Origin of the sequence: Stenotrophomonas sp. PD6, assembly GCF_049199305.1 — a bacterium.
Lineage (GTDB): Bacteria > Pseudomonadota > Gammaproteobacteria > Xanthomonadales > Xanthomonadaceae > Stenotrophomonas.
On record NZ_JBLZQD010000024.1, the window covers coordinates 1 to 25,016 of the forward strand.

Annotated in this window: 19 protein-coding genes; 15 read left to right on the plus strand and 4 right to left on the minus strand. The window is 68.4% G+C overall.

All coding sequences use genetic code 11. The features are described from left to right. Nucleotides 1-84: 84 nt before the first annotated feature. Nucleotides 85-921 carry a DUF3025 domain-containing protein gene (locus ACOZHM_RS19850; protein WP_421571075.1) on the plus strand — a complete coding sequence of 279 codons (837 nt, stop codon included), beginning with the start codon at nt 85-87 and terminating at the stop codon, nt 919-921. A gap of 93 nt (nt 922-1,014) precedes the next feature. On the opposite strand, the gene greB is transcribed toward ACOZHM_RS19850, so the two are convergent. Together greB and ACOZHM_RS19860 are read right to left on the minus strand one after the other, a co-directional pair. Continuing rightward, nucleotides 1,015-1,530, minus strand: coding sequence for a transcription elongation factor GreB (gene greB, locus ACOZHM_RS19855; protein WP_421571048.1), 516 nt, complete (start codon nt 1,528-1,530; stop codon nt 1,015-1,017). Nucleotides 1,531-1,534: 4 nt separating this feature from the next. Next, complete coding sequence (locus ACOZHM_RS19860; protein WP_421571049.1) at nt 1,535-3,040, minus strand: helicase HerA-like domain-containing protein; 1,506 nt, start codon at nt 3,038-3,040, stop codon at nt 1,535-1,537. 135 nt (nt 3,041-3,175) lie between these two features. Between ACOZHM_RS19860 and ACOZHM_RS19865 the strand changes: the two genes are divergently transcribed. Together ACOZHM_RS19865 and ACOZHM_RS19870 are read left to right on the plus strand one after the other, a co-directional pair. Further along, on the plus strand, nt 3,176-4,777 hold the full coding sequence (locus tag ACOZHM_RS19865; RefSeq protein WP_421571050.1) for a transglycosylase SLT domain-containing protein: 1,602 nt from the start codon (nt 3,176-3,178) through the stop codon (nt 4,775-4,777). Between the two features lie 70 nt (nt 4,778-4,847). After that, complete coding sequence (locus tag ACOZHM_RS19870) at nt 4,848-5,225, plus strand: ribonuclease E inhibitor RraB (RefSeq protein ID WP_421571051.1); 378 nt, start codon at nt 4,848-4,850, stop codon at nt 5,223-5,225. A gap of 51 nt (nt 5,226-5,276) precedes the next feature. On the opposite strand, the gene asd is transcribed toward ACOZHM_RS19870, so the two are convergent. Beyond that, nucleotides 5,277-6,119 (minus strand): archaetidylserine decarboxylase, encoded by an 843-nt coding sequence (gene asd, locus ACOZHM_RS19875; RefSeq protein ID WP_421571052.1) that lies wholly within the window; start codon nt 6,117-6,119, stop codon nt 5,277-5,279. Continuing rightward, nucleotides 6,116-6,766, minus strand: a complete 651-nt coding sequence (locus ACOZHM_RS19880; protein ID WP_421571053.1) for an SCO family protein — start codon at nt 6,764-6,766, stop codon at nt 6,116-6,118. Before ACOZHM_RS19880 ends, asd begins: the two co-directional genes overlap by 4 nt. 131 nt (nt 6,767-6,897) lie before the next feature. On the opposite strand from ACOZHM_RS19880, the gene prmB reads away from it, so the two are divergent. The 12 genes from prmB (at nt 6,898) to ACOZHM_RS19940 (ending at nt 24,912) form a co-directional block, all read left to right on the plus strand. Then, nucleotides 6,898-7,827, plus strand: coding sequence for a 50S ribosomal protein L3 N(5)-glutamine methyltransferase (gene prmB / locus ACOZHM_RS19885; RefSeq protein WP_421571054.1), 930 nt, complete (start codon nt 6,898-6,900; stop codon nt 7,825-7,827). After that, nucleotides 7,824-8,927 carry a chorismate synthase gene (gene aroC / locus ACOZHM_RS19890; RefSeq protein ID WP_421571055.1) on the plus strand — a complete coding sequence of 368 codons (1,104 nt, stop codon included), beginning with the start codon at nt 7,824-7,826 and terminating at the stop codon, nt 8,925-8,927. The genes prmB and aroC overlap by 4 nt, the downstream gene beginning before the upstream one ends. Beyond that, nucleotides 8,920-9,975, plus strand: a complete 1,056-nt coding sequence (locus ACOZHM_RS19895; protein WP_421571057.1) for a 2-hydroxyacid dehydrogenase — start codon at nt 8,920-8,922, stop codon at nt 9,973-9,975. Before aroC ends, ACOZHM_RS19895 begins: the two co-directional genes overlap by 8 nt. 165 nt (nt 9,976-10,140) lie before the next feature. Then, nucleotides 10,141-11,166: an aspartate-semialdehyde dehydrogenase gene (locus tag ACOZHM_RS19900; protein WP_421571058.1), complete on the plus strand. Its 1,026-nt coding sequence runs from the start codon at nt 10,141-10,143 to the stop codon at nt 11,164-11,166. 55 nt (nt 11,167-11,221) lie between these two features. Then, complete coding sequence (locus ACOZHM_RS19905; protein WP_421571059.1) at nt 11,222-13,150, plus strand: FimV/HubP family polar landmark protein; 1,929 nt, start codon at nt 11,222-11,224, stop codon at nt 13,148-13,150. Nucleotides 13,151-13,163: 13 nt separating this feature from the next. Then, the gene (gene truA / locus ACOZHM_RS19910; RefSeq protein WP_421571076.1) at nt 13,164-13,937 is read left to right on the plus strand and encodes a tRNA pseudouridine(38-40) synthase TruA; all 774 of its coding nucleotides are present in this window, start codon (nt 13,164-13,166) and stop codon (nt 13,935-13,937) included. After that, the gene (locus ACOZHM_RS19915) at nt 13,934-14,590 is read left to right on the plus strand and encodes a phosphoribosylanthranilate isomerase (RefSeq protein WP_421571060.1); all 657 of its coding nucleotides are present in this window, start codon (nt 13,934-13,936) and stop codon (nt 14,588-14,590) included. The genes truA and ACOZHM_RS19915 overlap by 4 nt, the downstream gene beginning before the upstream one ends. 301 nt (nt 14,591-14,891) lie before the next feature. Next, nucleotides 14,892-15,575, plus strand: a complete 684-nt coding sequence (locus ACOZHM_RS19920) for a hypothetical protein (protein ID WP_421571062.1) — start codon at nt 14,892-14,894, stop codon at nt 15,573-15,575. Beyond that, a complete protein-coding gene (locus ACOZHM_RS19925) occupies nt 15,572-17,590 on the plus strand; it encodes a hypothetical protein (RefSeq protein ID WP_421571063.1) in 2,019 nt (672 codons plus the stop codon). Before ACOZHM_RS19920 ends, ACOZHM_RS19925 begins: the two co-directional genes overlap by 4 nt. 95 nt (nt 17,591-17,685) lie before the next feature. Next, nucleotides 17,686-23,049, plus strand: a complete 5,364-nt coding sequence (locus ACOZHM_RS19930; RefSeq protein ID WP_421571064.1) for a DNA repair ATPase — start codon at nt 17,686-17,688, stop codon at nt 23,047-23,049. Next, a complete protein-coding gene (locus ACOZHM_RS19935; RefSeq protein ID WP_421571065.1) occupies nt 23,046-23,768 on the plus strand; it encodes a hypothetical protein in 723 nt (240 codons plus the stop codon). Before ACOZHM_RS19930 ends, ACOZHM_RS19935 begins: the two co-directional genes overlap by 4 nt. Nucleotides 23,769-23,811: 43 nt before the next feature. Continuing rightward, entirely contained in the window at nt 23,812-24,912 is a 1,101-nt protein-coding gene (locus ACOZHM_RS19940; protein WP_421571066.1) for a toxic anion resistance protein, read from the plus strand. Nucleotides 24,913-25,016: the final 104 nt, after the last annotated feature.

Consider the following 25,016-nt stretch of genomic DNA (forward strand, 5'->3'; position numbering starts at 1 on the left):
CCCCCAACCCCCCCCCCACTTTCTGACCGGCGCCGCGCTGAGCGATCAACCCCCGCCCAACACGCTCCCCCCCCCCATGGGGCTGTGCGGGGGGGGGCCCCCACCCCGGCGGCCGGGCGCCGGCGTTTCATCGCGCCGGCGCGTGCGGACGTGGACCCGACTCGGTTCGCGCATCCGCTGTTTGCTGCGTTTGCAGACTTCAATGATGTGCTGGTCGCGCCCGACTTTCCGGGCGTGGCTGCGCTCGATCAGCGGCTGGGCGTGCCGGGCAAGCGGCTGGTTGCGCAGGATGAGGACTTGCTGGCCGACGGCCTGCATTACGAACGGCGCATTGCGGCCGGGTGCATCGCCACCCGTGCGGAGAACTGGCACGACCTGTTCAATGCGCTTGTGTGGGCGCGCTACCCGGCGATCAAACAGGCGCTCAACGCGCGCCAGTGCCGCGACCTGGATGGCGAGGGTTCGGTTGGCCGTACCCGTGCCCAGGCGGCGCTGACCCAGTTCGATGAAACCGGTGTGGTTGTGCGGGTGCGTGATGCGGCGTTGGTGCACGCGTGGGACCGGCATGCGTGGGACGAGGTGTTTCCGCAGGGTGCGGAGCACTGGTGCAGTGGCACGATCGCGGTGGCGGCCGTGTTTGGGCACGCGTTGATGGAGCAGGCGTTGTTGCCGTCCCGATTGTTGGTGGGCAAGTGCCTGGTGGTGCAGGGCGATGATGATGCGCAGGCGGTGGAGCAGGTGGCGCGGGCAATCGCGCTGGGTGACGTGCTCAACGACCCGCTGGAACTGCGACCGCTGCCGTTGATGGGCATTCCTGGGTGGCATTCCGATCAGGACGAGGCGTTTTACCGGAATGCAGAATATTTCCGGCCCGTCCGCGAGGGCAGGGAATATCCGGGGCCGCATGGCATTTCGCGGTAGGTTCGGTTCCCAAACGAACGCCGATAACGGTTCAACACCCGGCAACGCATCGCAATGCCGTCCGCGCCGTCCGCGCCATCCATCGACCGTCGGTCAACCCGCGGCCTGCGCCTCGTACTCCACCGCCAGAATCGCGAACCCGGTGCGGCCGCTCGGCAGCTCCACCTCGAACTCGTCGTCCACGCGCTTCTTCAACAGCGCACGCGCCAGCGGCGAGTCGATGCTGATCCAGCCGGCGCCCGCGTCGGTCTCATCCGGGCCCACGATGCGGTAACGGCTGGTATCGCCGCTGTCCACGTTTTCCAGCTCCACCCAGGCGCCGAAGAACACCGCGCGCGGATCAGTTGGCACCGTGTCCACCACCCGCAACGACTCCAGCCGCTTGGTCAGGTAGCGCACGCGCCGGTCGATCTCACCGAGCTGCTTCTTGCGGTAGGTGTACTCGGCGTTCTCCGAGCGGTCGCCCTCGGCCGCGGCGGCAGCCAGTGCCTTGACCACCTCCGGGCGACGAACGCGCCAGAGGTCGTCCAGCTCATTTTTCAATCGCTGATGGCCCTGCGCGGTGATCAGGGCCGTACTCTTTTCCGCCGGGGGACGCCAACGCGACATTCGATCAGCGCTTGCCGCCGAAGATGCCGCCCAGGATGCCGCGCACGATCTGGTTGCCCAGCTTGGTGCCCACGGTCCGGGTGGTCTGCTTGGCCATGGTTTCAATCATGCCCTGGCGGCGCTTGGTGCCGAAGATCGCATCCTTGATCGACTGGCCGAAGCCGCCTTCCTGCGCCTCGTCCTGCTGGCGCGTGCGCGCCTTGGGTGCGTCGGGCTGCTCCACCGCCTTGGCGGCACGCTGGGCCAGCAGTTCGGCTGCCGACTCGCGGTTAACCGCCGTGTCGTAACGGGTGCCGACCGGGCTGCCCGCACGCACCTGCGCGCGTTCGGCCTCGGTGATCGCGCCCATGCGGCAGCGCGGCGGCGCGATCTGGGTCTGCTGCACGGGGGAGGGAATGCCCTTGTCCTGCAGCGTGGAGACCAGCGCCTCGCCGGTGCCCAGCTTGGCCAGCACGGCGGCCACGTCCAGCTTGGGATTGGGGACGAAGGTCTCGGCGGCGGTCTTCACCGCCTTCTGGTCGCGCGGGGTGAACGCGCGCAGCGCATGCTGCACCCGGTTGCCGAGCTGGCCCAGGATGTTGGCCGGCACGTCGTCGGGGAACTGCGAGCAGAAGTACACGCCCACGCCCTTGGAGCGGATCAGCCGTACCACCTGCTCGATGCGCTGCACCAGTGCGGCCGGGGCATCGTTGAACAGCAGGTGGGCCTCGTCGAAGATGAAGACCAGCTTGGGCTTCTCCAGGTCGCCTACTTCCGGCAACGTCTCGAACAGCTCCGACAGCAGCCACAGCAGGAACGTGGAATACAGCCGCGGCTTGAGTACCAGCTGGTCGGCGGCGAGGAGGCCGATCACGCCGCGTCCGTCGTGGTTGACCCGCATCAGGTCGGCCAGTTCCAGCGCCGGTTCGCCGAAGAACGATTCGCCGCCATCCTGCGACAGGCGCAGCAGCGAGCGCTGGATCGCGGCCACCGACTGCGCACTGACCAGGCCGTACTCGGTGGAAATGTCCTTGCGCTCGTCGGCAACCAGGCCGAGCAGGGCACGCAGGTCGTCCAGGTCGAGCAGCAGCAGGCCGCGGTCGTCGGCCAGCTTGAACACGATGTCGAGCACGCCGGCCTGGGTGTCGTTGAGTTCCAGGATGCGGGCCAGCAGGGTCGGGCCCATTTCGCTGACGGTGGTGCGCACCGGGTGGCCCAGCTTGCCGTACAGGTCCCAGAAGATGGTTGGGCTGGCCGCGGGCGCGTAGTCGGGCACGCCAAGGTCGCGTGCGCGCTGCAGCAGCGCCTCGGCGCCGGCGCCGGCAACGGCCAGGCCGGAGACATCGCCCTTCACGTCGGCCAGGAACACCGGCACGCCGATCCGCGAGAAGCCTTCGGCCAGGGTCATCAGGGTGACGGTCTTGCCGGTACCGGTCGCGCCGGCCACCAGGCCATGGCGATTGCCGAACCGGGGTTGCAGGGTCACGGCGATATCGTCGGTGATGCCTTTGCCGAGGAGGATCGGATCCATGGTCAACTCGCTCTGTGGACGTGCTATGTGAATGGGCGGGATTCTAAACGTCGGCGGGTGTCGGTCACCTGACCGGGTTGCCCCGATACGAGTGGCGCGGCTACTCTGCCCCTTCTTTCGCCCACAGTGCCAAAAATGCCCGTTCCTGTCTTGCTTGTCCGTGGTTGGCCGCTGTTGGCGCTTGCCGCCCTGCTTTCCTTCGTGCCCGAGGCCCATGCCCAGCGCGTCTCTGCCCGTGACCGGGTGAAGGTCGAGGCGCTGGAGCAGCGCATGGCCGCGGCCGAGAAGCGCTATGCCAACGCGCTGGTGCTGGTCAACAACGCCGACCCGAAGGGCAAGAACGAAGGCGATGCCGCGCTGGAGGATATGGAAGATGTCATCAGCGCCTGTGTCGCCCAGAAGGGCTGCCAGGTCAGCAACCTGCTGGTGACCTACAAGCGCCTGCTCAAGAACAATGCCGATGCGCGCGATGGCGACGACAGCGACGCGATCGCCAGCGATGGCGGCCTGCTCGAGGCCGACCCGGACCATGTCGGTCCGTTGACCGCCGATGTACCCGAGGCGGCGCGTGCCGCCGCGCTGCTCAACGACAAGCGCCACGCCTTCGACAACATGGTCGAATACAACCCGGCCGTGCAGGCCGGCATCCGCCGCTGGCTGACCGACATGCGCCCGGCGTTGATGAATACCTACGAGAACTACCAGACCCTGCGCGCGGTGATGTGGCCGGAATGGGAAAAGCGCGGCCTGCCCGAGGCGCTGCTGTTCGGGATCATGGCCAAGGAATCCAACGGCCGCGTGCACGCCTCCTCGCGCGCGGGTGCCGCCGGGCTGATGCAGTTCATGCCGGCCACCGGCCGCCGCTTCGGGCTGGGCCCGGACGGCACCGGCTTCGACACCCGCTTCGACGCGCGCAGCGCCGCCGAAGCCAGTGCCAGCTACCTCAACGAACGCATGCGCGAACTCAACAACAACGTGGAACTGTCGCTGGCCGGCTACAACGGTGGCGAAGGCCGCGCCGGGCGGGTGTATCGGCAGAGCGCGGGGCAGAGCTTCTGGGTCGACAGCGTCTACAACCAGTTCCCGGCAGAAACCAAGGACTACGTGCCGATGGTGATCGCCGCGGCGTGGATCTACCTGCATCCGCAGCAGTACGGCGTGGACTTCCCCAAGGTCAGTGCGCAGCCGGCCACCATCCGCCTGGCCAAGTCGACCACCATCTACGAGCTCACCATCTGCCTGGGCAGCACCGGCACCCGCGACGGCTACATGCGCGCGCTGCGCAACCTCAACCCGCGCTACGAGGCCGACGGCTGGATTCCGGCCGGGACGATCATCAACGCCACCACCCGCATTGCCGGGCTGTACAACCGCTACTGCGTGAGCGGCCCGCGCGCCGACCTGGCCCGCACGCTGATCACCGCCGACCTCAATGCCGCCATCGTGCGCCCCACCGCATCCAGCTACACCGGCAATGTGGCGGTCGGCAGCGCGGTGCCGGTGGCGGGCGTGCAGCCCACGGTGCCGGCGACCACGCCGGTCGCGCCGGTGGCCGTGGCCAAGCCCAAGGCCAAGCCGGTACGCAGCCACAAGGTCGGCAAGGGCGAGACCCTGGGCCGGATCGCCGACAAGTTCGACTGCGACGTGCGTGAGCTGGCCAAGGCCAACGGGCTGAAGGCGCCTGCGTATTCGCTGCGGCAGGGCCAGGCCATCAAACTGCAGGGATGCAGCAAATGACACGCAAACCCGGTAGGCTCGCGCCCATCGCCTCTGCGCCGACCGGCGGCAGGGCACTGGAGGAACACTGATGGATATCACCGCAATCAACGAGATGTTCGCCAACATCCGTGAAAACACCGATTGGGATCTCAACGGTCCGCTGGTGTGGGGCTACTTCTTCGTCAACACCACCCCGGAGGCGCTGCACGGCCTGGCCACGGTGATGGAAGGGCAGGGCTACACCGTGGTCGAGGTGTTCGAGCCGGAGCTGGAAGACGGTGAGGCGCCCTACCATGTGCTGCACGTGGAGCGGGTTGAGGTGCACAGCGAGGCCTCGCTGGATGCGCGCAACCATCAGCTGCAGACGCTGGCCGAAGCCAACGGGGTGGAGGACTACGACGGGATGGATGTAGGACCCGTTGAGTTTGCGCATGATGCGGGGAATGCCGCGCCGTCTCAGCAATGAGGCGCCGGTGCGTCGAGCGCGTCGCCACGCGTTGGGCACAAACCGCCGCAATCAACGCAAGGTGGCCAATGCCTGGCCCAGCTGTACGGCGTGTTCGGCATCCAGGTGCGGGGCGAAATCGGCTACGCCTGGCGGCAGCAACACGATGACCGTCGAACCGTAGTTGAAGCGCGCCATCTCGGCGAAGCGCTCCAGGGTGATGCCCTTGCCGCGGTAGTCCTTGCGGGTGATGGTGTCGCCGTAGCGCGGGATTTCCTCGCCGCCCCATACCGTCTCCACACCCGAGACCAGCAGCGCGCCCACCATCACCTGCACCATCGGGCCGAAATCGGTGTCGAAATGGCAGACCAGGCGCTCGTTGCGGGCGAACAGGCCCGGCACGGTGTTGACCGCGGCCGGGCCCACGCTGAACAACCGCCCCGGCACGTGCACGGTCTCGCGCAGGGTGCCGGTCCACGGCATGTGCACGCGGTGGTAGTCCTTCGGCGACAGGTACACCGTGGCGAACAGACCATGGCGGAACACCTCGGCGTCGGCCGCATCGCCCAGCAGTTCGGCGGCGGTGAATGACTGGCCCTTGGCCTGGAAGATGCGGCCGTCCTCGATCGCACCGAGCTGGCTGATCCGGCCGTCGGCCGGCATCAGCAGGGTGCGCGGGTCGGCATCGGGCACGCGCGCGCCGGGCTTCAGGGCGCGGGTGAAGAACTGGTTGAAGGTCGGGTAGCTGCGCGGGTCCGGGTTGGCCGCCTCGGCCAGGTTCACCCCGAACTTCTCGGTCACGGTGTCGATCAGCCAGCGCGAGATCCGCGGGTTGCTGGAATACGCCAGGCGCCGCGCCATGGACGACAACAGGCGGTGGGGCAGGACGTAGCTCAGCGTGGTGGTCAGGCTCATGGGGCGGATTTCTCGGTCAACAGGTTCAGGTCGCGGGCAATGGCCTGCGCGTTGAAGGGGGGGCGGATCAGGCCGGCCAGCCGGCCCTCCGGGTCCAGCACGGCCAGGCTGGCCGAGTGTTCCAGGGTGTAGTCCTGGGGATTTTCATCGAAGGTCTTGCCTGGCACCTTCTGGAACACGAAGCCCAGCGAGGTGGCGAAGCGCTCCAGCGAGGGCACGTCGGCGGTGGCGGCCAGGGTGTCCTTGTGGAAGGCATGCGCGTACTCGCCCAGCCGGGCGGGGGTGTCGCGCTCGGGGTCGACCGAGACGAATACCAGCCGCGGGCGCAGGGTCTCGGGCAGGGCTTCCCACTGCTTCTGGGCCTGGGCCAGGTCGACCAGGGTGGTCGGGCAGACGTCCGGGCAGGCGGTGAAGCCCAGGAACACCAGGGTCCAATGGCCCTTGAGCTCGCCGGGAATCAGACGGGTGCCGTCGGACTGGCTCAGGTTGAAGTCGGGCAGCGGGCGCGGCTGCGGGTAGAAGGTGATCGACTCGGTCGCGGGGCGGTTGCCGGGCGCCTTGGGCGCGAACACCTTCTGGGCAACCACCAGGCCCAGCCCGGCGGCCAGCGCGATAAGCAGGATGATGCCGACGTTGCGATTGAACATGAAGGACCCGTTCCCGGAATGGCCCACCATGATAGAGGGATTGGGGCGGGCGGCGTCCGTTTCTGCTGCAACGGATGCCCTGCTGCGCCGCAGCGCCTATAATCGGGGACCACTTTGTCTGTTGCCTTGCCATGACTGCCGAAACGGCCGCCGAACTCCATACGATCATCGACCTGATCCGCTACGGCACCAGCCGTTTCAACGCCGCCGGGCTGACCTTCGGGCACAGCTACGACAATGCCCTGGACGAGGCCACCCAGCTGGTCCTGCACGCCCTGCACCTGCCGCATGACCTGGGCCCGGCGTACGGCGCCGCCCGGGTGACCACGCCGGAAAAGGCCGAGGTGCTGGCCCTGTTCGAGCGCCGCATCACCGAGCGCCTGCCGGCCGCCTACCTGACCGGCGAAGCCTGGTTCGCCGGGCTGAGCTTCAAGAGCGACAGCCGCGCCCTGGTGCCGCGTTCGCCCATCGCCGAGCTGATCGAAACCGGCTTCGAGCCGTGGCTGGCCGGCCGCGACGTGCACCGCGCGCTCGACCTGTGCACCGGCTCGGGCTGCATCGCCATCGCCATGGGCCACTACTACCCCAACTGGGAAGTGGACGGCGTGGACCTCAGCGATGAGGCCCTGTCGCTGGCCGAAGAGAACAAGGAACGCCTGCAGGCGACCAACGTCACCCTGCTCAAGTCCGACCTGTTCAACGGGCTGACCGGCCGCCACTACGAGCTGATCGTCACCAATCCGCCGTATGTCACCAACGACGAGACCGACGCGCTGCCGCAGGAGTACTCCTACGAGCCCGAGATGGGCCTGCGTGCCGGCGACGACGGTCTGGACCTGGTCCTGAAGATCCTGCGCGACGCGCCGCTGCACCTCAGCCAGGACGGCCTGCTGATCTGCGAAGTGGGCGAGTCCGAGCAGCACCTGATCAAGCTGCTGCCGGAAGTGGACTTCGCCTGGATCGAGTTCAAGGTCGGCCAGATGGGCATCTTCGCGGTCGAGTGCCGTGAACTGATCGCGCACAGCGCCCGCATCACCGAACTGGCGGCGCTGCGGCCGTGAGTTCCAACAGCTTCGGCAGACTGCTCACGGTCACCACCTTCGGCGAATCGCATGGTCCGGCGATCGGCTGCGTGATCGACGGCTGCCCGCCGGGGCTGGAGATCAGCGCCGACGAATTCGCCCACGACCTGCAGCGTCGCGCCACCGGCAAGAGCCGGCATACCTCCGCGCGGCGCGAGGCCGACGAGGTCGAGATCCTGTCGGGCGTGTACGAGGGGCGCACCACCGGTACGCCGATCGCCCTGCTGATCCGCAATACCGACCAGCGCAGCAAGGATTACAGCAACATCGCCCAGCAGTTCCGCCCGGGCCATGCCGACTACAGCTACTGGCAGAAGTACGGTATCCGCGACCCGCGCGGCGGTGGCCGCTCGTCCGCGCGCGAGACCACCATGCGCGTGGCCGCTGGCGTCGTGGCCAAGAAGTGGCTGCTGCAACGCTACGGCGTCAGCGTGCGTGGCTACCTTTCGCAGCTGGGCGAGATCACCCCGACCGGGCATGACTGGTCGGCGGTGGAAGAGAACCCGTTCTTCTGGCCGGTGGCCGAACAGGTGCCGGCGCTGGAAAGCTATATGGATGCCCTGCGCAAGTCGGGTGACTCGGTCGGCGCGCGCGTCAATGTCGTGGCCGACGGCGTGCCGCCCGGCTGGGGCGAGCCGATCTACGGCAAGCTCGATGGCGAACTGGCCGCCGCGCTGATGAGCATCAACGCGGTCAAGGGCGTCGAGATCGGCGACGGCTTCGCCAGCGCCGTGCAGAAGGGCACCGAACACCGCGACCTGATGACGCCCGACGGCTTCGCCAGCAACCATGCCGGCGGCATCCTCGGCGGCATCTCCACCGGTCAGCAGGTCACCGCCTCGATCGTGCTCAAGCCGACCTCGAGCCTGCGCCTGCCCGGCGCCACCGTGGACGCCAGCGGTGCAGCGGTGGATGTCATCACCACCGGCCGCCACGACCCCTGCGTCGGCATCCGCGCCACCCCCATCGCCGAGGCGATGATGGCGCTGGTGCTGATGGACCAGGCGCTGCGGCACCGCGCCCAGTGTGGTGACGTCGGCGACATCACCCCGCGCATTCCAGGGTCGATCGATGGCTGAGACGCGGCCACGGGTCTGGGTCAGCCAACCGCTGTTCGATGATGTCATCGAGCAGCTCGGGCAGCATGTCGACCTGACCATGACCGCGGACGTCACCCGCTACACGCCGCAGATGCTGGCCGAACGCCTCGCCGGCGTCGACGGTGCGCTGATCACGCTCAACGAGCGCATCGGCCCGGCCGAGATCGCCGACGCACCGCAACTGCGTGCGATCGCCAACGTAGGGGTGGGCTACAACAACCTGGATGTGGACGCGCTCAGCGCCGCCGGCATCCTGGCCAGCAACACCCCGGATGTCCTGACCGAAACCACCGCCGATCTCGGCTTTGCGCTGTTGATGGCGACCGCGCGGCGCATCACCGAGTCCGAGCGCTGGCTGCGCGACGGGCAGTGGGGCCAGTGGTCGTTCCAGACCATCCTGGGCGCGGACATCCACGGCAGCACGCTGGGCATCCTCGGCATGGGCCGCATCGGCCAGGGCATTGCCCGCCGTGGCGCGCTGGGCTTCGGCATGCGCGTGCTGTACCACAACCGTTCGCGCCTGCCGGAGGCCACCGAGGCCGAGGTCGGCGCGCAGTACGTGGACCTGGACACGCTGCTGGCGCAGGTCGATCACCTGGTGCTGGTGCTGCCGTACAACGCCTCCTCGCGCCACATCATCGATGCGCGCGCGCTGGCGAAGATGAAGCCGACCGCCACCCTGGTCAACATCGCGCGCGGCGGCATCGTCGACGAGCTGGCGCTGGCCGACGCACTGGCCAACGGTCGCCTGGCGGCCGCCGGGCTGGATGTCTTCGAAGGCGAACCCAACGTTCGCCCGGAACTGCTGGCCCTGCACAACATTGTCCTTACCCCGCACATCGGCAGCGCCAGCCAGGCCACGCGCCGGGCGATGGTGCAGCTGGCGGTGGACAACCTGCTGGCCGCGCTGCACGTGGGCCCCAATGCCGGCCATCCGCCGAGCGCGATCAACGCCGAAGCCGTGGCCGCCGCAAACGCCGGCGCCGCGACCGTGGGCGGCAAAAAAATCGACGACGCAAAACGATAGGGAACCGCGCGTCCACTACGTGAGGTTCCCCGAGCCCAATCCGCGTTCCATACACATTCGGCAGATACCGACCGTTGGTCGGCAACCATCCCGCTATTGCCGCCCCTGTAGTGCCGACTGTTAGTCGGCAATGCACCATTCGGCAAACCATCAAACGAGGTTTCCATGAACAACCCTGATCGTCGTTTCCACGTCGCTGTCGTCGGTGCCACCGGCGCCGTCGGCGAAACCATGCTGGCCATCCTGGCCGAGCGCAACTTCCCGATCGCCACGCTGAGCCTGCTCGCGTCCTCGCGTTCGGCCGGTGGCGAGATCGAATTCGACGGCAAGAAGATCAAGGTCCAGGACCTGGCCAGCTTCGACCCGGCCGGCGTGGACATCGCGCTGTTCTCTGCCGGTGGCAGCGTCTCCAAGGAGTTCGGCCCGAAGTTCGCCGCCGCCGGTGCGGTGGTGATCGACAACTCCTCGGCCTTCCGTTACGACGACGACGTGCCGCTGGTGGTCTCCGAAGTGAACCCGGAGGCGTTGAAGAACCGTCCGCGCGGCATCGTCGCCAACCCGAACTGCTCGACCATGCAGATGCTGGTGGCACTGGCTCCGCTGCATCGCCAGTACGGCATCCAGCGCATCAACGTGGCCACCTACCAGTCGGTGTCCGGTGGCGGTCGCTCCGCGCTCGAGGAACTGGGCAAGCAGACCGGCCAGCTGCTGAGCTTCCAGCAGATCGATCCGCAGCGCTTCCCGGTGCAGATCGCCTTCAACCTGATCCCGCATATCGACGACTTCCAGGACAACGGCTTCACCAAGGAAGAAATGAAGCTGGTCTGGGAGACCCGCAAGATCCTTGGCGACGACAGCATCCTGGTCAATCCCACCGCCGTGCGCGTGCCGGTGTTCTACGGCCACTCCGAAGCGGTCACCATCGAGACCCGCGACAAGGTCACCCCGGACGCGGCGCGCGAACTGCTGTCGCGTTCGCCGGGCGTGGAAGTGGTCGACCGCCACGAGGCCGGTGGCTACCCGACGCCGGTGACCCATGCCTCCGGCAACGACGCGGTCTACGTGGGCCGTATCCGCGAAGACCTGTCGCACCCGCGCGGCCTGAACCTGTGGATCGTGTCGGACAACATCCGCAAGGGCGCCGCGCTCAACGCCGTGCAGCTGGCCGAGCTGGTCGCCGCCGAAGGGTGATGTCCACGCCACGTCTTTCGTGGCTGGATGCGTCGGGAATCGCTATATTGCCGGCATGAAGAAACGAGTTCCGGGCGCGCTGCGCCCGCTCAAGGTTGCGTCCACCCTGCTGCTGGCCCTGGCCAGCAGCTCTGCCATGGCCCTCGGGCTGGGCGATATCCGGGTGCTGTCCAAACCCGGCCAGCCGCTGCTGGCCGAGATCCCGGTGATCTCGGCCGACCCGTCCGAGCTGCAGAACCTGCGCGTGGCCTTGGCCTCGCCGGTGACGTTCGCCCGGGTAGGCCTGGAGCGCCCGGCCGGGCTGGTCAGCGAACTGCAGTTCGAACTGACCCGCAATGCCGACGGGCGTGCCGTGGTCCGGGTGAGCTCGCAGGCCCCGGTCACTACCCCCTCGCTGAATTTCCTGATCGAAGCCGACTGGGGGCAGGGCCGCCTGGTCCGCGAGTATTCGGCCCTGGTCGATGCGCCTGACAGCGCAGTGGCCGTGGCCGAGCCCGAGATCGTCGCCCCGGCCGGTGCGATGTCCAACGCGATCGTGCGTGATCCCGAGCCGGCGCCGGCACCCACCGAAGCCGTCGCCGCCGAGGCCACGCCGTCGCGCACCAGTCCGGTGCCGGCGCGCAATGCCGCGCCTGCGCGCCGTCAGGCCGCTGCGGCACCCGCCGCGGCCCCGGCCGACGACGGCAGCATCACTGTACGCCGTGGCCAGACCCTCTCCCAGATTGCCGGCGCGATGGCGCGCGAGCAGGGCCTCAGCCGCGACCAGGCCATGATCGCGCTGCTGCGCGCCAACCCCGATGCGTTCATCCGCGGCAACGTCAACCTGCTCAAGCAGGGCGCGGTGCTGCGTGCGCCGGGCGGTGACGCCGCAGGTCCCATCGACCCGAATGAAGCCGCTGCCATCGTCCGCGAGCATGCCGCGCAGTGGCGCCAGGCCCGCTCGGCGATCCCGCAGCCGGTCAGCAGTGGTGTCGCCGCTGCCCCGAGCGCACCCGCGCCCGCACCGGCCAGCGCGCCCGCCGCCAGCGGCGGACGCCTGGAGATCGCCCCGGCGGTCGCCGCCACCGACAACAACGCAGGTACAACCACCGGCACCGCCGCCGGCAGCGAGGGTGACATGCTGGGCAATGAACAACTGCGGCAGGCCAAGGAAGATGTGGCCACCCGCGACGCCGAGATCCAGGAGCTGCGCAACCGCGTGGACGAACTGGAAAAGCTCAAGCAGCAGCAGGCCTCGCTGATTGCCATGAAGGACAGCGACCTGGCCGCCGCGCAGCAGCGTCTTGGCGAAGCCCCGGCCGCGCGCGAGGCCGGCGGGGGCGGCTGGGCCTGGCTGGGCTTGGGGGTGCTGCTGCTGGTGGTCGCCGGCTGGGCGCTGGCCCGCCGCCGCAAGCCGTCGCCGTTGCCGCCGCTGCGTCGGCAGGGTCTGGATGCCGCCAGCCTGGCGGCGGCCGTGCCCGTGCCGGCGGCCGATTACGTGGACGAGCTGGCCGCGCAGCAGGATGCCGGGCAGCTGGATGATGACCTGCGCGACGCCCCGGACTACGTTCTGGCCGACGCGCGTCTGGACGAGTACCCGGCAGACAACGGCCGTCGCGAGCCGGTCTTCACCCTGGAGCCGCAGCCGGGCCAGAGCGACGTGCTCCCGGCCGAGCCGTTGATCGACACCGCCGAGCCCCGCATTGCCGACGCCGACCCGGTGCCGGCGCATGCGCTGGAGGCGGCCGCACAGCCGTCCTATCGCGGCGTATTCGAGTTCCCGGACGACACCGCGGCGGTTGAAGAACCGCCGGCGGCCACCGAGGTGCCGGCACCCGCTGCCGCGCCGCTGGGCGCGCCGGGTCGCGAGCGGCTGGAACTGGCGATCGCCTATCTGGACCTGGGCGATGACGACACCGCGCGCGTCCTGCTGCAGGAAGTGGCTACCGCCGGCGATCCGCACAGCCAGCTGCAGGCCCGCGAACTGCTGGCACGGCTCGGATGAGGCAGGCGTGACCATGCGCTACGCACTGGGCGTGGAATACGACGGCAGCGAATTCAAGGGCTGGCAGCAGCTCGGCCAGAGCGGCTGCCCGAGCGTGCAGGCCAGCCTGCAGGACGCCTTGTCGTCCGTGGCCGACGCGCCCATCCAGGTGGTCTGCGCCGGGCGCACGGATGCCGGCGTGCATGGCGAGTGCCAGGTGGTGCACTTCGAGACCGACGTCGTGCGCGATCCGCGCGGCTGGACGCTGGGTACCACCACCCGGCTGCCGCGCTCCATCGCGGTGCGCTGGTGCGTGCCGGTGGCCGATGACTTCCATGCGCGTTTCTCCGCACAGGCCCGCCGCTACCGCTACCGCCTGCTCAACCGGACGATCCGCCCGGCGCTGTACCGTCAGACCCTGAGCTGGGAGCGCCGGCCGCTGGACGCGGCGCTCATGCATGCAGCCGGGCAGGCCCTGCTGGGCGAAAACGACTTCAGCGCCTTCCGCAGCATCCAGTGCGAGGCGCTGCATGCGCGGCGCAACCTGCAGGCCATCAGCGTGACCCGCCAGGGGGATGTGGTGGAGGTCTGCGTTCAGGCCAATGCATTCCTTCATCACATGGTGCGCAATATCGTCGGTTCACTGATCCTGATCGGGACGGGGGAAAAGCCGGTGTCGTGGATGGCCGAATTGCTGGCCGGCCAGGACCGTACCTTGGCCGGACCCACTGCGCCGCCGCATGGATTGGTGTTTGTTGGACCGCTGTACCCCGACAACTGGCACCTGCCCGCCGAGGTCACCTTATGAGTCGCTCTTTCTACCGCACCCGCATCAAGTTCTGCGGCATGACCCGTGCTGGCGATGTCCGCCTGGCCGGCGAACTCGGCGTCGATGCGGTGGGGTTCATTTTCGCGCGTGAAAGCAAGCGCCGCGTCGCGCCGGCCGAGGCCCGCGCCATGCGCCAGGCGATCGCGCCGATGGTGGACGTGGTGGCGCTGTTCCGCGACAACAGCAAGGAAGAGGTCCGCGAAGTGCTGCGCACGGTGCGGCCGACCCTGCTGCAGTTCCACGGCGCCGAGGACGAGTCGTTCTGCCGCAGCTTCAACATGCCGTACCTGAAGGCGGTGGCGATGGGCGGGCGGGATGAGGTCAACGCCCGCCAGCTGCAGCTGCGCTATCCGAGCGCGGCCGGCTTCCTGTTCGACAGCCACGCCCCCGGCGGCGGCGGCGGCACCGGCGTGGCGTTCGACTGGAGCCGTGTGCCAACCGGCCTGCACCGCCCGTTCCTGCTGGCCGGCGGCATCACCCCGGACAACGTCTTCGACGCCATTGTTGCGACCCTGCCATGGGGCGTGGACGTCTCCAGCGGCATCGAAACCGAGCCGGGCATCAAGGACGGCTACAAAATGCGCAAATTCGTCGAAGAAGTCCGCCGCGCGGACTGCCACGAAGCGGATTAGGCCGGGATCGACAGATCCAAATCCCAATGGGCCCGTAACAATTCGTAGTGCCACCCCATGGGTGGCAACCGCGCGCAGCGCGGCACAAGCGCCCGAAGCCAAGGCCCCACGGCACCAGCCACCCCGCCGAAGTTTATCCCCAACCGAAGCCGCCCCCTGAGAAAACCCCTATGGGCGCTTGGGCATATTTCACGTAGCATCGACAGGACAAAGCGCGGCCCACATGGCGCGTAATCGCGGAACGCCGGAGTGCGTTGCGCAGGACGCCGCGGGGGCGGCATCGATGCAGGGAAGATGTGGAATGGCGGAATTTCTCAATGTTGCGCTCACGTTCCCCACGCTGCCGTACAGCATCGTGCTGGCATTCGCGATGGTGTACTGGCTGCTGGCCGCCTGTGGCGTGGTCGATGACGGCATCGGCGGCGACGGTCTCGACCTGGATGTAAGCGACGGCGGCCTGCATGGCGTTTCCGGCATGTTCTCGCGCCTGGGCCTGGGCGGCGCACCGGTCATGCTGGTGATCGCGCTGCTGGCCTTCTTCGGCTGGACGGCCACCTATTTCGTGCACCTGTTCCTGCTGCAGCCGCTGCCGGATTCGCTGCGCTGGCTGGCGGGCAGCGCCACCGCGCTGCTGGCGCTGGTGCCCGCGGTGCCTATCACCGCCGTCCTGCTGCGTCCCATCCGGCGCCTGCTGTTGCGCCTGCGCCCGGTACCGCAGACCTCGCTGCTGGGCCGCGTGGGCGTGATCGCCTCGCCGCAGGTGACCACGCAGACCGGCTACGCCACCGTCGACGACGGCGGCGCCGGGCTGATCCTGCAGGTCCGCCTGCGCGAGGAGGGCGATGCCCTGCCGCGCGGTGAGCGCGTGGTCCTGCTCGACTACCTGCCCGAACACAACCATTACCTGGTGGCCCGCGAACACGGCCACCCCGCGCTTTCGTTCCAAGACAGCCTGATTGCGGGCGACAAGGAGATCCACCGATGAGTTTTGCGACCCTGGCCCCCTTCGTGATCGGGGTTGGCGCCCTGCTGGTGCTGCTGCTCGGACTGGCCGGCCTGTTCAAGGCCTTCTACCGCAAGGTCGACCAGGGCGTGGCGCTGATCGTCAACGACATGAGTTCCCAGCCCAAGGTGCATTTCACCGGTGCGCTGATCATCCCGGTGCTGTACCGCGCCGAGCTCATGCGGATCAGCCTGATCACCCTGCAGATCGACCGCCGTGGCAAGGAAGGCCTGATCTGCCGCGACAACATGCGCGCCGACATCGCCGTGGCCTTCTACCTGCGCGTGAATGAAACCCAGGCCGACGTGCTGCGCGTGGCCAAGGCCATCGGCGCCGACCGCGCCTCGGACAAGCACGCCGTGGACGAGCTGTTCAACGCCAAATTCTCCGAGGCGCTGAAGACGGTCGGCAAGAAGTTCGAGTTCACCGAGCTGTTCGAAAAGCGCCAGGAATTCCGCGACGAGATCATCGCCGTGATCGGCAACGACCTCAACGGCTACGCGCTGGAAGACGTCGCCATCGACTACCTCGAACAGACCCCCAAGATGCTGCTGGACCAGAACAACATCCTGGACGCGCAGGGCATCCGCAAGATCACCGAGCTCACCGCCACCCACAACGTGGTCACCAACGAGCTGGAACAGAACGAAAAGCTGGCCATCACCAAGAAGAACGTCGAGGCGCGTGAGGCGCTGCTGGCCCTGGAACGCCAGCAGGCCGAGGCCGAGGCGCGCCAGAAGCGCGAAATCGAGACCATCCAGGCGCGCGAGCAGGCCGAAACCACGAAGGTGCAGGAAGAACAGCGCCAGCTGTCCGAACAGGCGCGCATCGAGGCGCAGGAAGTCATCGAAATCCGCGAGCAGAACCGCATGCGTGAGGTCGAAGTGGCCGAGCAGAACCGCCAGCGTGCGGTGGCCATCGAGTCCGAACGGGTCGAGCGCGCGCGCCAGCTGGAGCAGGTCACCACCCAGCGCGAAGTGCAGCTGCAGGGCGTGGAGCGCGACAAGGTGGTCGAGTCCGGCAAGATGGACGTGGCCAACATCACCCGCGAGCGCATCGCCATCGACAAGACCGTGGCGCAGGAAGAAGAGCGCATCAAGGAAGTGCGCGAGGTCTCCGAGGCCGACCGCCAGAAGCAGGTGCTGATCCTGGAAGCCGAAGGCAAGGCGCAGGAGCTGATGGTGCGCCAGGTCAAGGAGGCCCAGGCGGCCGAGACCTCGGCCAAACACCGCGCCGTGGAAATCACCACCCTGGCCCAGGCCGAACACGAAGCGGCCGGCAAGCAGGCCGAGGCCAAGCGGCTGCTGGCCGACGGTACCCGTGCCGAGCAGGCCGCCCCCGGCCTGGCCGAGGCGCAGGTGCGTGAAGCGTCCGCACTGGCCATCGAGAAGGTGGGTATCGCCGAGGCGCGCGTGATCGAAGCCAAGGCCGACGCCAACCTCAAGCAGGGCACCAACGAAGCCCGCGTGCTGGCCGAAACCCTGCACGCGCAGGCCCAGGGCGAAGAGCAGATGGGCCGTGCACGTGCCACCGCCACCGAATCGCTCGGCGGCGCCGAGGCCGGCGTGGTGCAGAAGAAGCTGCTCGCCGAAGCCGAAGGCCTGGTCCGCAAGTTCGAGGCCATCGCCTCGCTCAGCGACACCGCGCGCGGCCACGAAGAGTTCCGCATGATGCTCGACAACAGCCTGAAGCAGGCGCTGGCGTCGATCGAGGCGGGCAAGGAAGTCTCGCGCGAGAACGCCGGCGTCATCGCCAGCGCGCTGCGCAACGCCGACATCGACCTGGTCGGCGGCGACGGCGGCATGTTCGAGAACCTCATCAAGGCCGTCTCGCTGGGCAAGTCCATTGAAGGCCTGGCCGGCAAGAGCCCAATCGTGCAGGACCTGATGGAGCGCTACCTGGGCGTGACCCCGCGCGAGCCCACCCCGCGCAAGCTCACCGAGCAGCCCGCCGATGCGGTGGACAGCGTGACCGCCACCGTGATCGAAACGCGCTGAATACAGCGCTGGAACCGGCGGCGGCCCCAGTGCCGCCGGCGCGCCATCACCGGCCGGCTTGCCCGGCCGGTTGTCCGTGAGCCGGAAGGAAGCCGATGTCCGATACCGCCAACCGTCCCGAGCCGTCTGCGCCGGAAGCCACCGCCAGCGTTGACCAGGCCGTCGCCCAGGGCGGTGCCTACGAAGTCCTGCGCCGCCGCCTGGGCGAGCAGGGCAGCCGCCTGCGCGGTCTCGCCGATACCCTGAACCGGCAGCGCCTGGCCGAATTCGGCGACAGCCGCCTGGAGGTCATCGGGCGTTTTCGTATCCGCAGCGAGAACAACTGCGTGGGCCGCGACGTCGTGCAGGTCGGGCCCGACCTGCTGCTGTTCGGCTACAACGTGTTCCTGGGCCTCAAGACCCAGACCCGGGTCGAGGACGTGTTCGGCCTGTACCGGCTGGTGCAGACCGGCGAGGGCTACGACGTGGTGCCGGTGGAGGCCAAGGGCAGCTTCCTGGCCCAGCCCGGCTTCGTGCACGACTTCAGCGAGCTGTACGCCTATTACAAGCATGCGCGCCTGCTGCAGCTGATCGTCATCGGCGACAAGCTGCTGGCGGCGTTCCAGATCGGCGAGCGCAGCAGCGACGTGCGCGTGTTTCGTTGGGCCGTTGCGTCCGACGGCGCACTGACCTACCTGGATGCGCGCGGCGAACGCGACATCGCGCTGCCGCCCCCGTTCGATTTCGAGTGGACCCGCGCCACCCGCGACATGGCGGTCAACGGCCGTCACGCGCACCTGAACATCCTCGACACCCTGTTCGTCGAGACCACCGGTGGCGACCTCACCATCAAGGTCGAGAACAACACCGAAAGCGGGCAGGGCATCTACGCCGAGCCCGTGGACGACAGCACCCAGTCGCTGGACGACGCGCAGTTCGATTTCGCGCGGGTCGGTTCGCTGATCCTGCTCAAGGTGCTGCCGTACCGCGAAACGGTCTGGCGTGGCCTGATCTACAACACGCTCACCGGCACCATCCTGCGCAACGATGCGATCGTGCAGGCCTGCGTGCAGCTGCCCGAAGACCACGGCATCATCTTCCCGGGCGGCTATTACCTGCAGAGCGGCGAGCACAAGGCGTTCGACGCGTCCATGCAGGGCATGCAGTTCAAGCGTGCCATCCGATCGCCCAACGGCGAGGACGTGCTCTACATCTTCTACGAGCGCGAAGGTGGGCGCTCGGCGCTGTTCGTGTACAACACCATCCAGCGCGTGCTGCAGAACCCGGTGTTCGGCCACGGCTACGCCTTCATGCACGACGGGCGCATGGTGCTGTTCCATGCCGAAGGCACCGAGCCGACCCGCATCCACCCGATGCAGGTCTGGCAGACCCCGTTCAGCACCGACGAATTCGCGGCCAGCCGGCCGCCGGGCAACACCTTCATGGGCCGCATCGGCAACGCCGAACTGGTGCGCGGCATCTCCAACCTGTTCGACCTGGCGCGCGCCATTGAAGGCGACGACGTCTCGGTGCAGCGTTACCAGCGGCTGGTGCAGGACACCCGGCGCATGTTCGACGCGCACCACTGGCTGGACGACGCGCAGAGCGAAGGCGCCGCCGGGCTGCTGCGCGAGATCAGCAGCACCGGCGAATCGGTGCTGGACGAGTACGAGAAGGTGCAGTCGATCCGGCAGCAGTCGGCGCAGGCGATGAGCCAGGCGCAGGCCGCACAGAAGGCGCTGCTGGCGCGCCTGCAGCCGGAGAACTGGAACGAAGTGCAGGCCTTCGTCGAGGCGCTCAACGCGATCTCGACCCAGCGCGGCCAGCTGCTCACCATCCGCGACTACCGCTACATCGACACCGACGCGATCGATGCGATGACCGCCGCCCTGCAGAAGGCGCAGGACAGCGTGGGTGCCGCCACGGGGACGTTCCTTGCCGGCGACACGGCGCTGGCGCCGTTCGGTGTGCGGCTGCAGGCGCTGGACGAGGCCGCCCAGCAGGCGCAGAGCGCGCGGGTGCTGGACGAACAGCTTGCCGGCATGCGCGCGATGTCCGCCGACCTGGACATGCTGTCCGGGCTGATGGCCGGGCTGAAGGTCGATGACGCCACCGAGCGCACCCGCGTGGTGGAGGCGATCTCGGCCGTGTACGCCCGTCTGAACCAGTCGCGCGCGCGTGCCGAGCAGGGGCGCCGCAGCCTGGGCTCGGCCGAGGCGGTGGCCCAGTTCGCCGCACAGTTCGCGCTGTTCTCGCAGGCCATCACCAGTGCGCTGGCGATGGCCACCGACCCCGAGCGCGCCGACGAGCAGATGTCGCGGTTGCTGGTGCAGCTGGAAGAACTGGAGAGCCAGTTCGGCGAACACGAGCAGTTCCTTGGCGACATCCTGGCCAAGCGCGAGGAGTTGATCGAAGCCTTCGAGACCCACAAGCAGGCCCTGCTCGACGAGCGCCAGCGCAAGGCGCGCTCTGTGCTCGACGCGGCCAGCCGCATCCTGGACGGCCTGGCCAAGCGCACCGAGCGCTTCGCCAGCGCCGACGAACTCAATGCGTTCTTCGCCGGCGACCCGCTGGTGCTCAAGCTGCGTGAACTGGCCGAGCGCCTGCGCGAGCTGCGCGACAGCGTGAAGGCCGACGACATCGAGTCGCGCCTGAAGGGCGTGCGCGACCAGGCCGTGCGCGCGCTGCGCGACCGCAGCGACCTGTTCGAGGCCGGTGGCAATGTGGTGCGGCTCGGGCCGCGGCATCGCTTCAGCGTCAACACCCAGCCGCTGGACCTGACCCTGCTGCCGCGTGGCGACACGCTGGCCATCCACCTGACCGGCACCGATTTCCTGGAGCCGCTGCACGACCCCGAGCTGGCCGAGCTCAAGCCCTACTGGCAGGTCGGGCTGGATTCGGAATCCGCCGCGCTGTATCGCGGCGAGTACCTGGCGGGCAGCGTGCTGCAGGCGGCAATGGAGCGGCGCGACGGACTGGATCTACCAGCCCTGCAGCACAGCGCCGCCGAGCCCGAGGCATTGGACAAGATCGTCCGTGACTTCGCCGCGCCGCGTTACCGCGAAGGCTATGAGCGCGGCATCCACGACCACGACGCCAGCGCGATCCTGCGCGCCCTGCTGCCGCTGCAGCAGGCCGCGGGAACGCTGCTGCATGCACCGCGGGCACGCGCGCTGGCGATGCTGTTCTGGTCCCAGCAGCAGCGCGATGAGGCCGTCGTGCAATGGCCGGCGCGCCAGGCCGGTGCCGACGCGATCGCCCAGTTGTTCGGCTCGCGCGAGGGCCAGCAGGCCCTGCGCGACGAAGTCGGCGCGGCCCTGGCCGCGTTCACCGAGGCGCGGCAGCTGCCGTTCACGGCGGCGGACCACCACGCCGCAGCGGCCTACCTGTGTGCGGAATTCGCGGCTGGCGAGCCGGTCTTCAGCACCAGCCGCTATGCGCTGGCACTGCTGGATGCGTTGTCGAAGCAACTGCAGGCGGCGGGGCAACGCGAGGTATTCGAGCGCGCCCTGGCCCGCGAACAGGACGGCCTGGCGCCGCGCTGGGCACTGGCGGGGCAGTGGCTGCGCGCGCTGTGCACGCTGCCGGCGTTCACCGACCACGCCGGCTACGCCGACGAAGCGGCCGCACTGCTGCTGGTGCAGCGTGCGCTGCGCACGCGGGCGTCGGACGCCGTCCTGCAGGTCACGGTCGACGGTCTGCTGGGTGAACATGCGCGCGTCGTGCAGGGCCGTCTGTCATTGTCGCTGGACGATTTCATGGCCCGCCTGCAGCAGCACGCCAGCGTGTTCGTGCCGGCATTCCATGCTTACCAGGGCGTGCGCCAGCGCATCGTCGCGCGCGAACGCGACGCCCTGCGCCTGTCCGAATTCAAGGCGCGGCCGCTGTCCTCGTTCGTGCGCAACAAGCTCATCAACGACGTCTACCTGGGCGTGATCGGCGACAACCTGGCCAAGCAGATGGGCACGGTCGGCGAGAACAAGCGCAGCGACCTGATGGGCCTGCTGATGATGATCTCGCCACCGGGCTACGGCAAAACCACGTTGATGGAATACGTGGCGCACCGGCTCGGCCTGGTCTTCATGAAGATCAACGGCCCGGCGCTGGGGCATGAAGTGCGCTCGATCGACCCGGCACAGGCGCCGGACGCCACTTCGCGGCAGGAGCTGGAGAAGCTCAACCTGGCGCTGGAGATGGGCAACAACACCATGCTGTATGTCGACGACATCCAGCACACCCATCCCGAGTTCCTGCAGAAGTTCATCTCGCTGTGCGACGGCACCCGCCGCATCGAAGGCGTATGGCACGGCCGCACCCGCACCTATGACATGCGCGGCAAGAAGTTCTGCGTGGTCATGGCGGGCAACCCGTACACCGAGTCCGGCGAGGTGTTCAAGATTCCGGACATGCTCGCCAACCGGGCCGACATCTACAACCTCGGCGATGTGCTCGGCGGCATGGAAGATGCGTTCACCCTGAGCTACATCGAGAACAGCCTGACCTCCAACCCGGTGCTGGCGCCGCTGGCCACGCGCGAAATGGCCGACCTGTACCTGCTGGTCGAACGGGCGATGGGCAAGGAGGTCTCCACCAACGCGCTCAGCCATGCCTACAGCGGCGCGGAGGTCAACGAGATCGTCGGCACCCTGCAGCGCATGCTGCGCGTGCGCGACGTGGTCTACCGGGTCAACCAGCAGTACATCGCCAGTGCCGCGCAGGACGACCGCTACCGCACCGAGCCGCCGTTCCGGCTGCAGGGCAGCTACCGCAACATGAACAAACTGGCGGAGAAGATCTCCCCGGTGATGAACGACGCCGAGCTCCAGCAGCTCATCTCCGACCACTACGTGGGCGAGGCCCAGCTGCTGACCACCGGCGCCGAAGAGAACCTGCTCAAGCTCGCCGAACTGCGCGGCACGCTGGACGCTGAAGCCGACGCGCGCTGGCAGCAGATCAAGCGTGATTTCCTGCGCAACAAGGCGATGGGCGCCGGCGATGCGGATGTCGGCGGGCGCGTGGTCGCGCAGCTGGCCGATATCGCCAGCGCATTGCAGCTGCCGCCGGCACCGGCGACGGCAGCGGACCCTGCGCCATGGCCGGCCCTGCTGGCGGCACTGGAGCGGCTGTCGGCTGCACGCGCGGAACCGGTGGCGGTTGCCGCTGCGCCGGTCGCACCGGTTGCGGCACCGACACTGGCCGAACCGCTGGCCAGCGGACTGCAGGCCGGTCTGGCACCGCTGTTGCAGCTGCTCGGCGATTCGCATGCGCAGCAGCTGCGTACGGGGGAGACCTTGGCGCTGTTGGCCGCCTGGGTGCGCCAGCAGATGGAGAACGGGCCGGCCCCGCGTGCCGGTGCGCGCCCCAAGCGCGCCTCCACGCCGGAGGAGCGGGCGCTGGACGAGGCGCTGATGCGCCACTTCTATGGCGAATCGAATCTGCCGCCGCGCTGGGAGCGCGGTAGCGGTGATGCGCCTGCATGAGTGACGGCGCGCTGCCTGGATTGCCGGCACCGCCGGCCACCGTTGCCGCCGACGCGGGCGGGTTGGCGCGCTACGGCGACGTGCTGCTGCAGGCGATGGCCGCGCGCGACGCGGCACGTCCGGCTGCGGATGCCGCAGCCGGGCAGGGCTTGATCGCGCTGCTGGCGCAGATCGCGCGCACGCTGCAGTCGGCCGATCCCGGCCAGTTGCGCCGGCAGACCGGCTGGTGGGGGCGGCTGCTCGGCCGCGATGTGGAACACCAGCAGGACGGCGACGCGTGGCGACCGCGGTTGGGCCTGCTGCTGGTGCAGGCCGAAGACTGCGCCCGCGCGGTGCAGGGGCAGGGTGCGCTGCGCGCAGTTGCAGTGGCGCACGCCCATCAGGGCGCGCTGGCGCTGGACGCGTGGGCGGCGGCCGCTGCAGCGCAGATGCCGGGTCTGTCCGAGGGCCTGCAGGCGGTGCTCGCCCAGCGTGTCGACCACCTGCGCCGGCTGGCCCTGCTGCAGCAGACCGAGGCCGCGCAATGGCAGTTGCTGCAGGCGCAGGACGAGGCGTTGCTGGCCCGCTTCCGCCGCATCGCCGACATCCTGTTGCCGGCCTGGCAGCAGGCCGTGCTGGCACGCCAGGCCGACGGCCAGCGCCAACGCGATGTGCAGGCCACGCAGCTGCAGGCACAGATCGCCGCCGAGGTCGCCTCGGCGCAGGCTAGACTGGAATGACTTTCGTGCACCGCCCGTACGCCACTTTCAAGGAGACGCATCCATGACCCAGGAAACGCAGGACAGCGCAGCGCTGCCCGTACCGGCGCAGGCGGTGGACGACGCCACGCTGAAGGCCTTGGGCCTGGTCCGCGAGGACCTGCCGAAGATCGCCGAGATCGGGCGCGGGCTGGAGGACATCCGCCCGGGCAACCTGCAGGTGTTCGGGCGTGAGGCGGCCGCGAAGACGGCGGCATTCTCCAGCCAGCTGCTCGACCAGGTGCGCAACCGCGATCTGGACAGCAGCGGCGACAAGCTCGGCGAAGTGGTGCGCATCGCGCGTTCGCTCAAGCTCGATGGCCTGACCGAACGATCGAAGGTGCCGGTGATCGGCGGGCTGATCGACAAGCTGCGTGCGTCGAAGGGCGAGCTGGTACAGAAATTCAGCGACACCAACCGCCAGATCGAGCAGCTGCTGGGCGATGTGGGGGCGCAGCAGACGCTGATGGGGCAGCGGGTGGGCGAGTTCGACCGCATGCATGACATCGTGCGCGAAGAGCGCCACGCGCTGGGCCTGCACATCGCGGCCGGCAAGCAGCGGCTGGCCGAGCTGCGCAGCGAGCAGCAGGGCAATGTCGGCAGTGAGGACCCGCAGGTGCGCATCCGCCAGGGCGAACTGGACAATGCGCTGCGCCTGCTCGACAAGCGCGTGGGCGATCTGGTGGTGATGCAGCATGCGGCCGATCAGTCGCTGCCGATGATCCGCCTGATCCAGGCCAATGCGATCCAGCTGATCGAGAAGTTCAACACGGTGCGCGACATCACGATCCCGTCGTGGAAGCGCCAGTTCGCGATCCAGTTGTCGTTGAGCGAGCAGAAGAATGCGGTGGAGCTGTCCAACGCGATCGACGATGCTACCAATGACCTGATGCGGCGCAACGCCGACCTGATGCGGCAGACCTCGGTGGAAACGGCGAAGGCCAACCAGCGTGCGGTCATCGACGTCGCCACGCTGCGTCACACCCACGAGCAGTTGATCGCCACGGTGGAGGAAGTACGCACCATCCACCGCGAAGGCATGCAGCAGCGCCAGCAGGCCGAAGTCGAGCTGGCCCGCCTGCGCGACGATGTGCAGGCGCGCCTGGCGCAGCCGACCGCCGGGTAGCGCCGGCCGTTGGCCGGATGCGCTTCGTTGCGGGGTCATGAACGTCTGAGGGTTGACTTCGTTTTGGTCTAAACGCCGGTCGGATTATCGGCGCTGCATGGCAT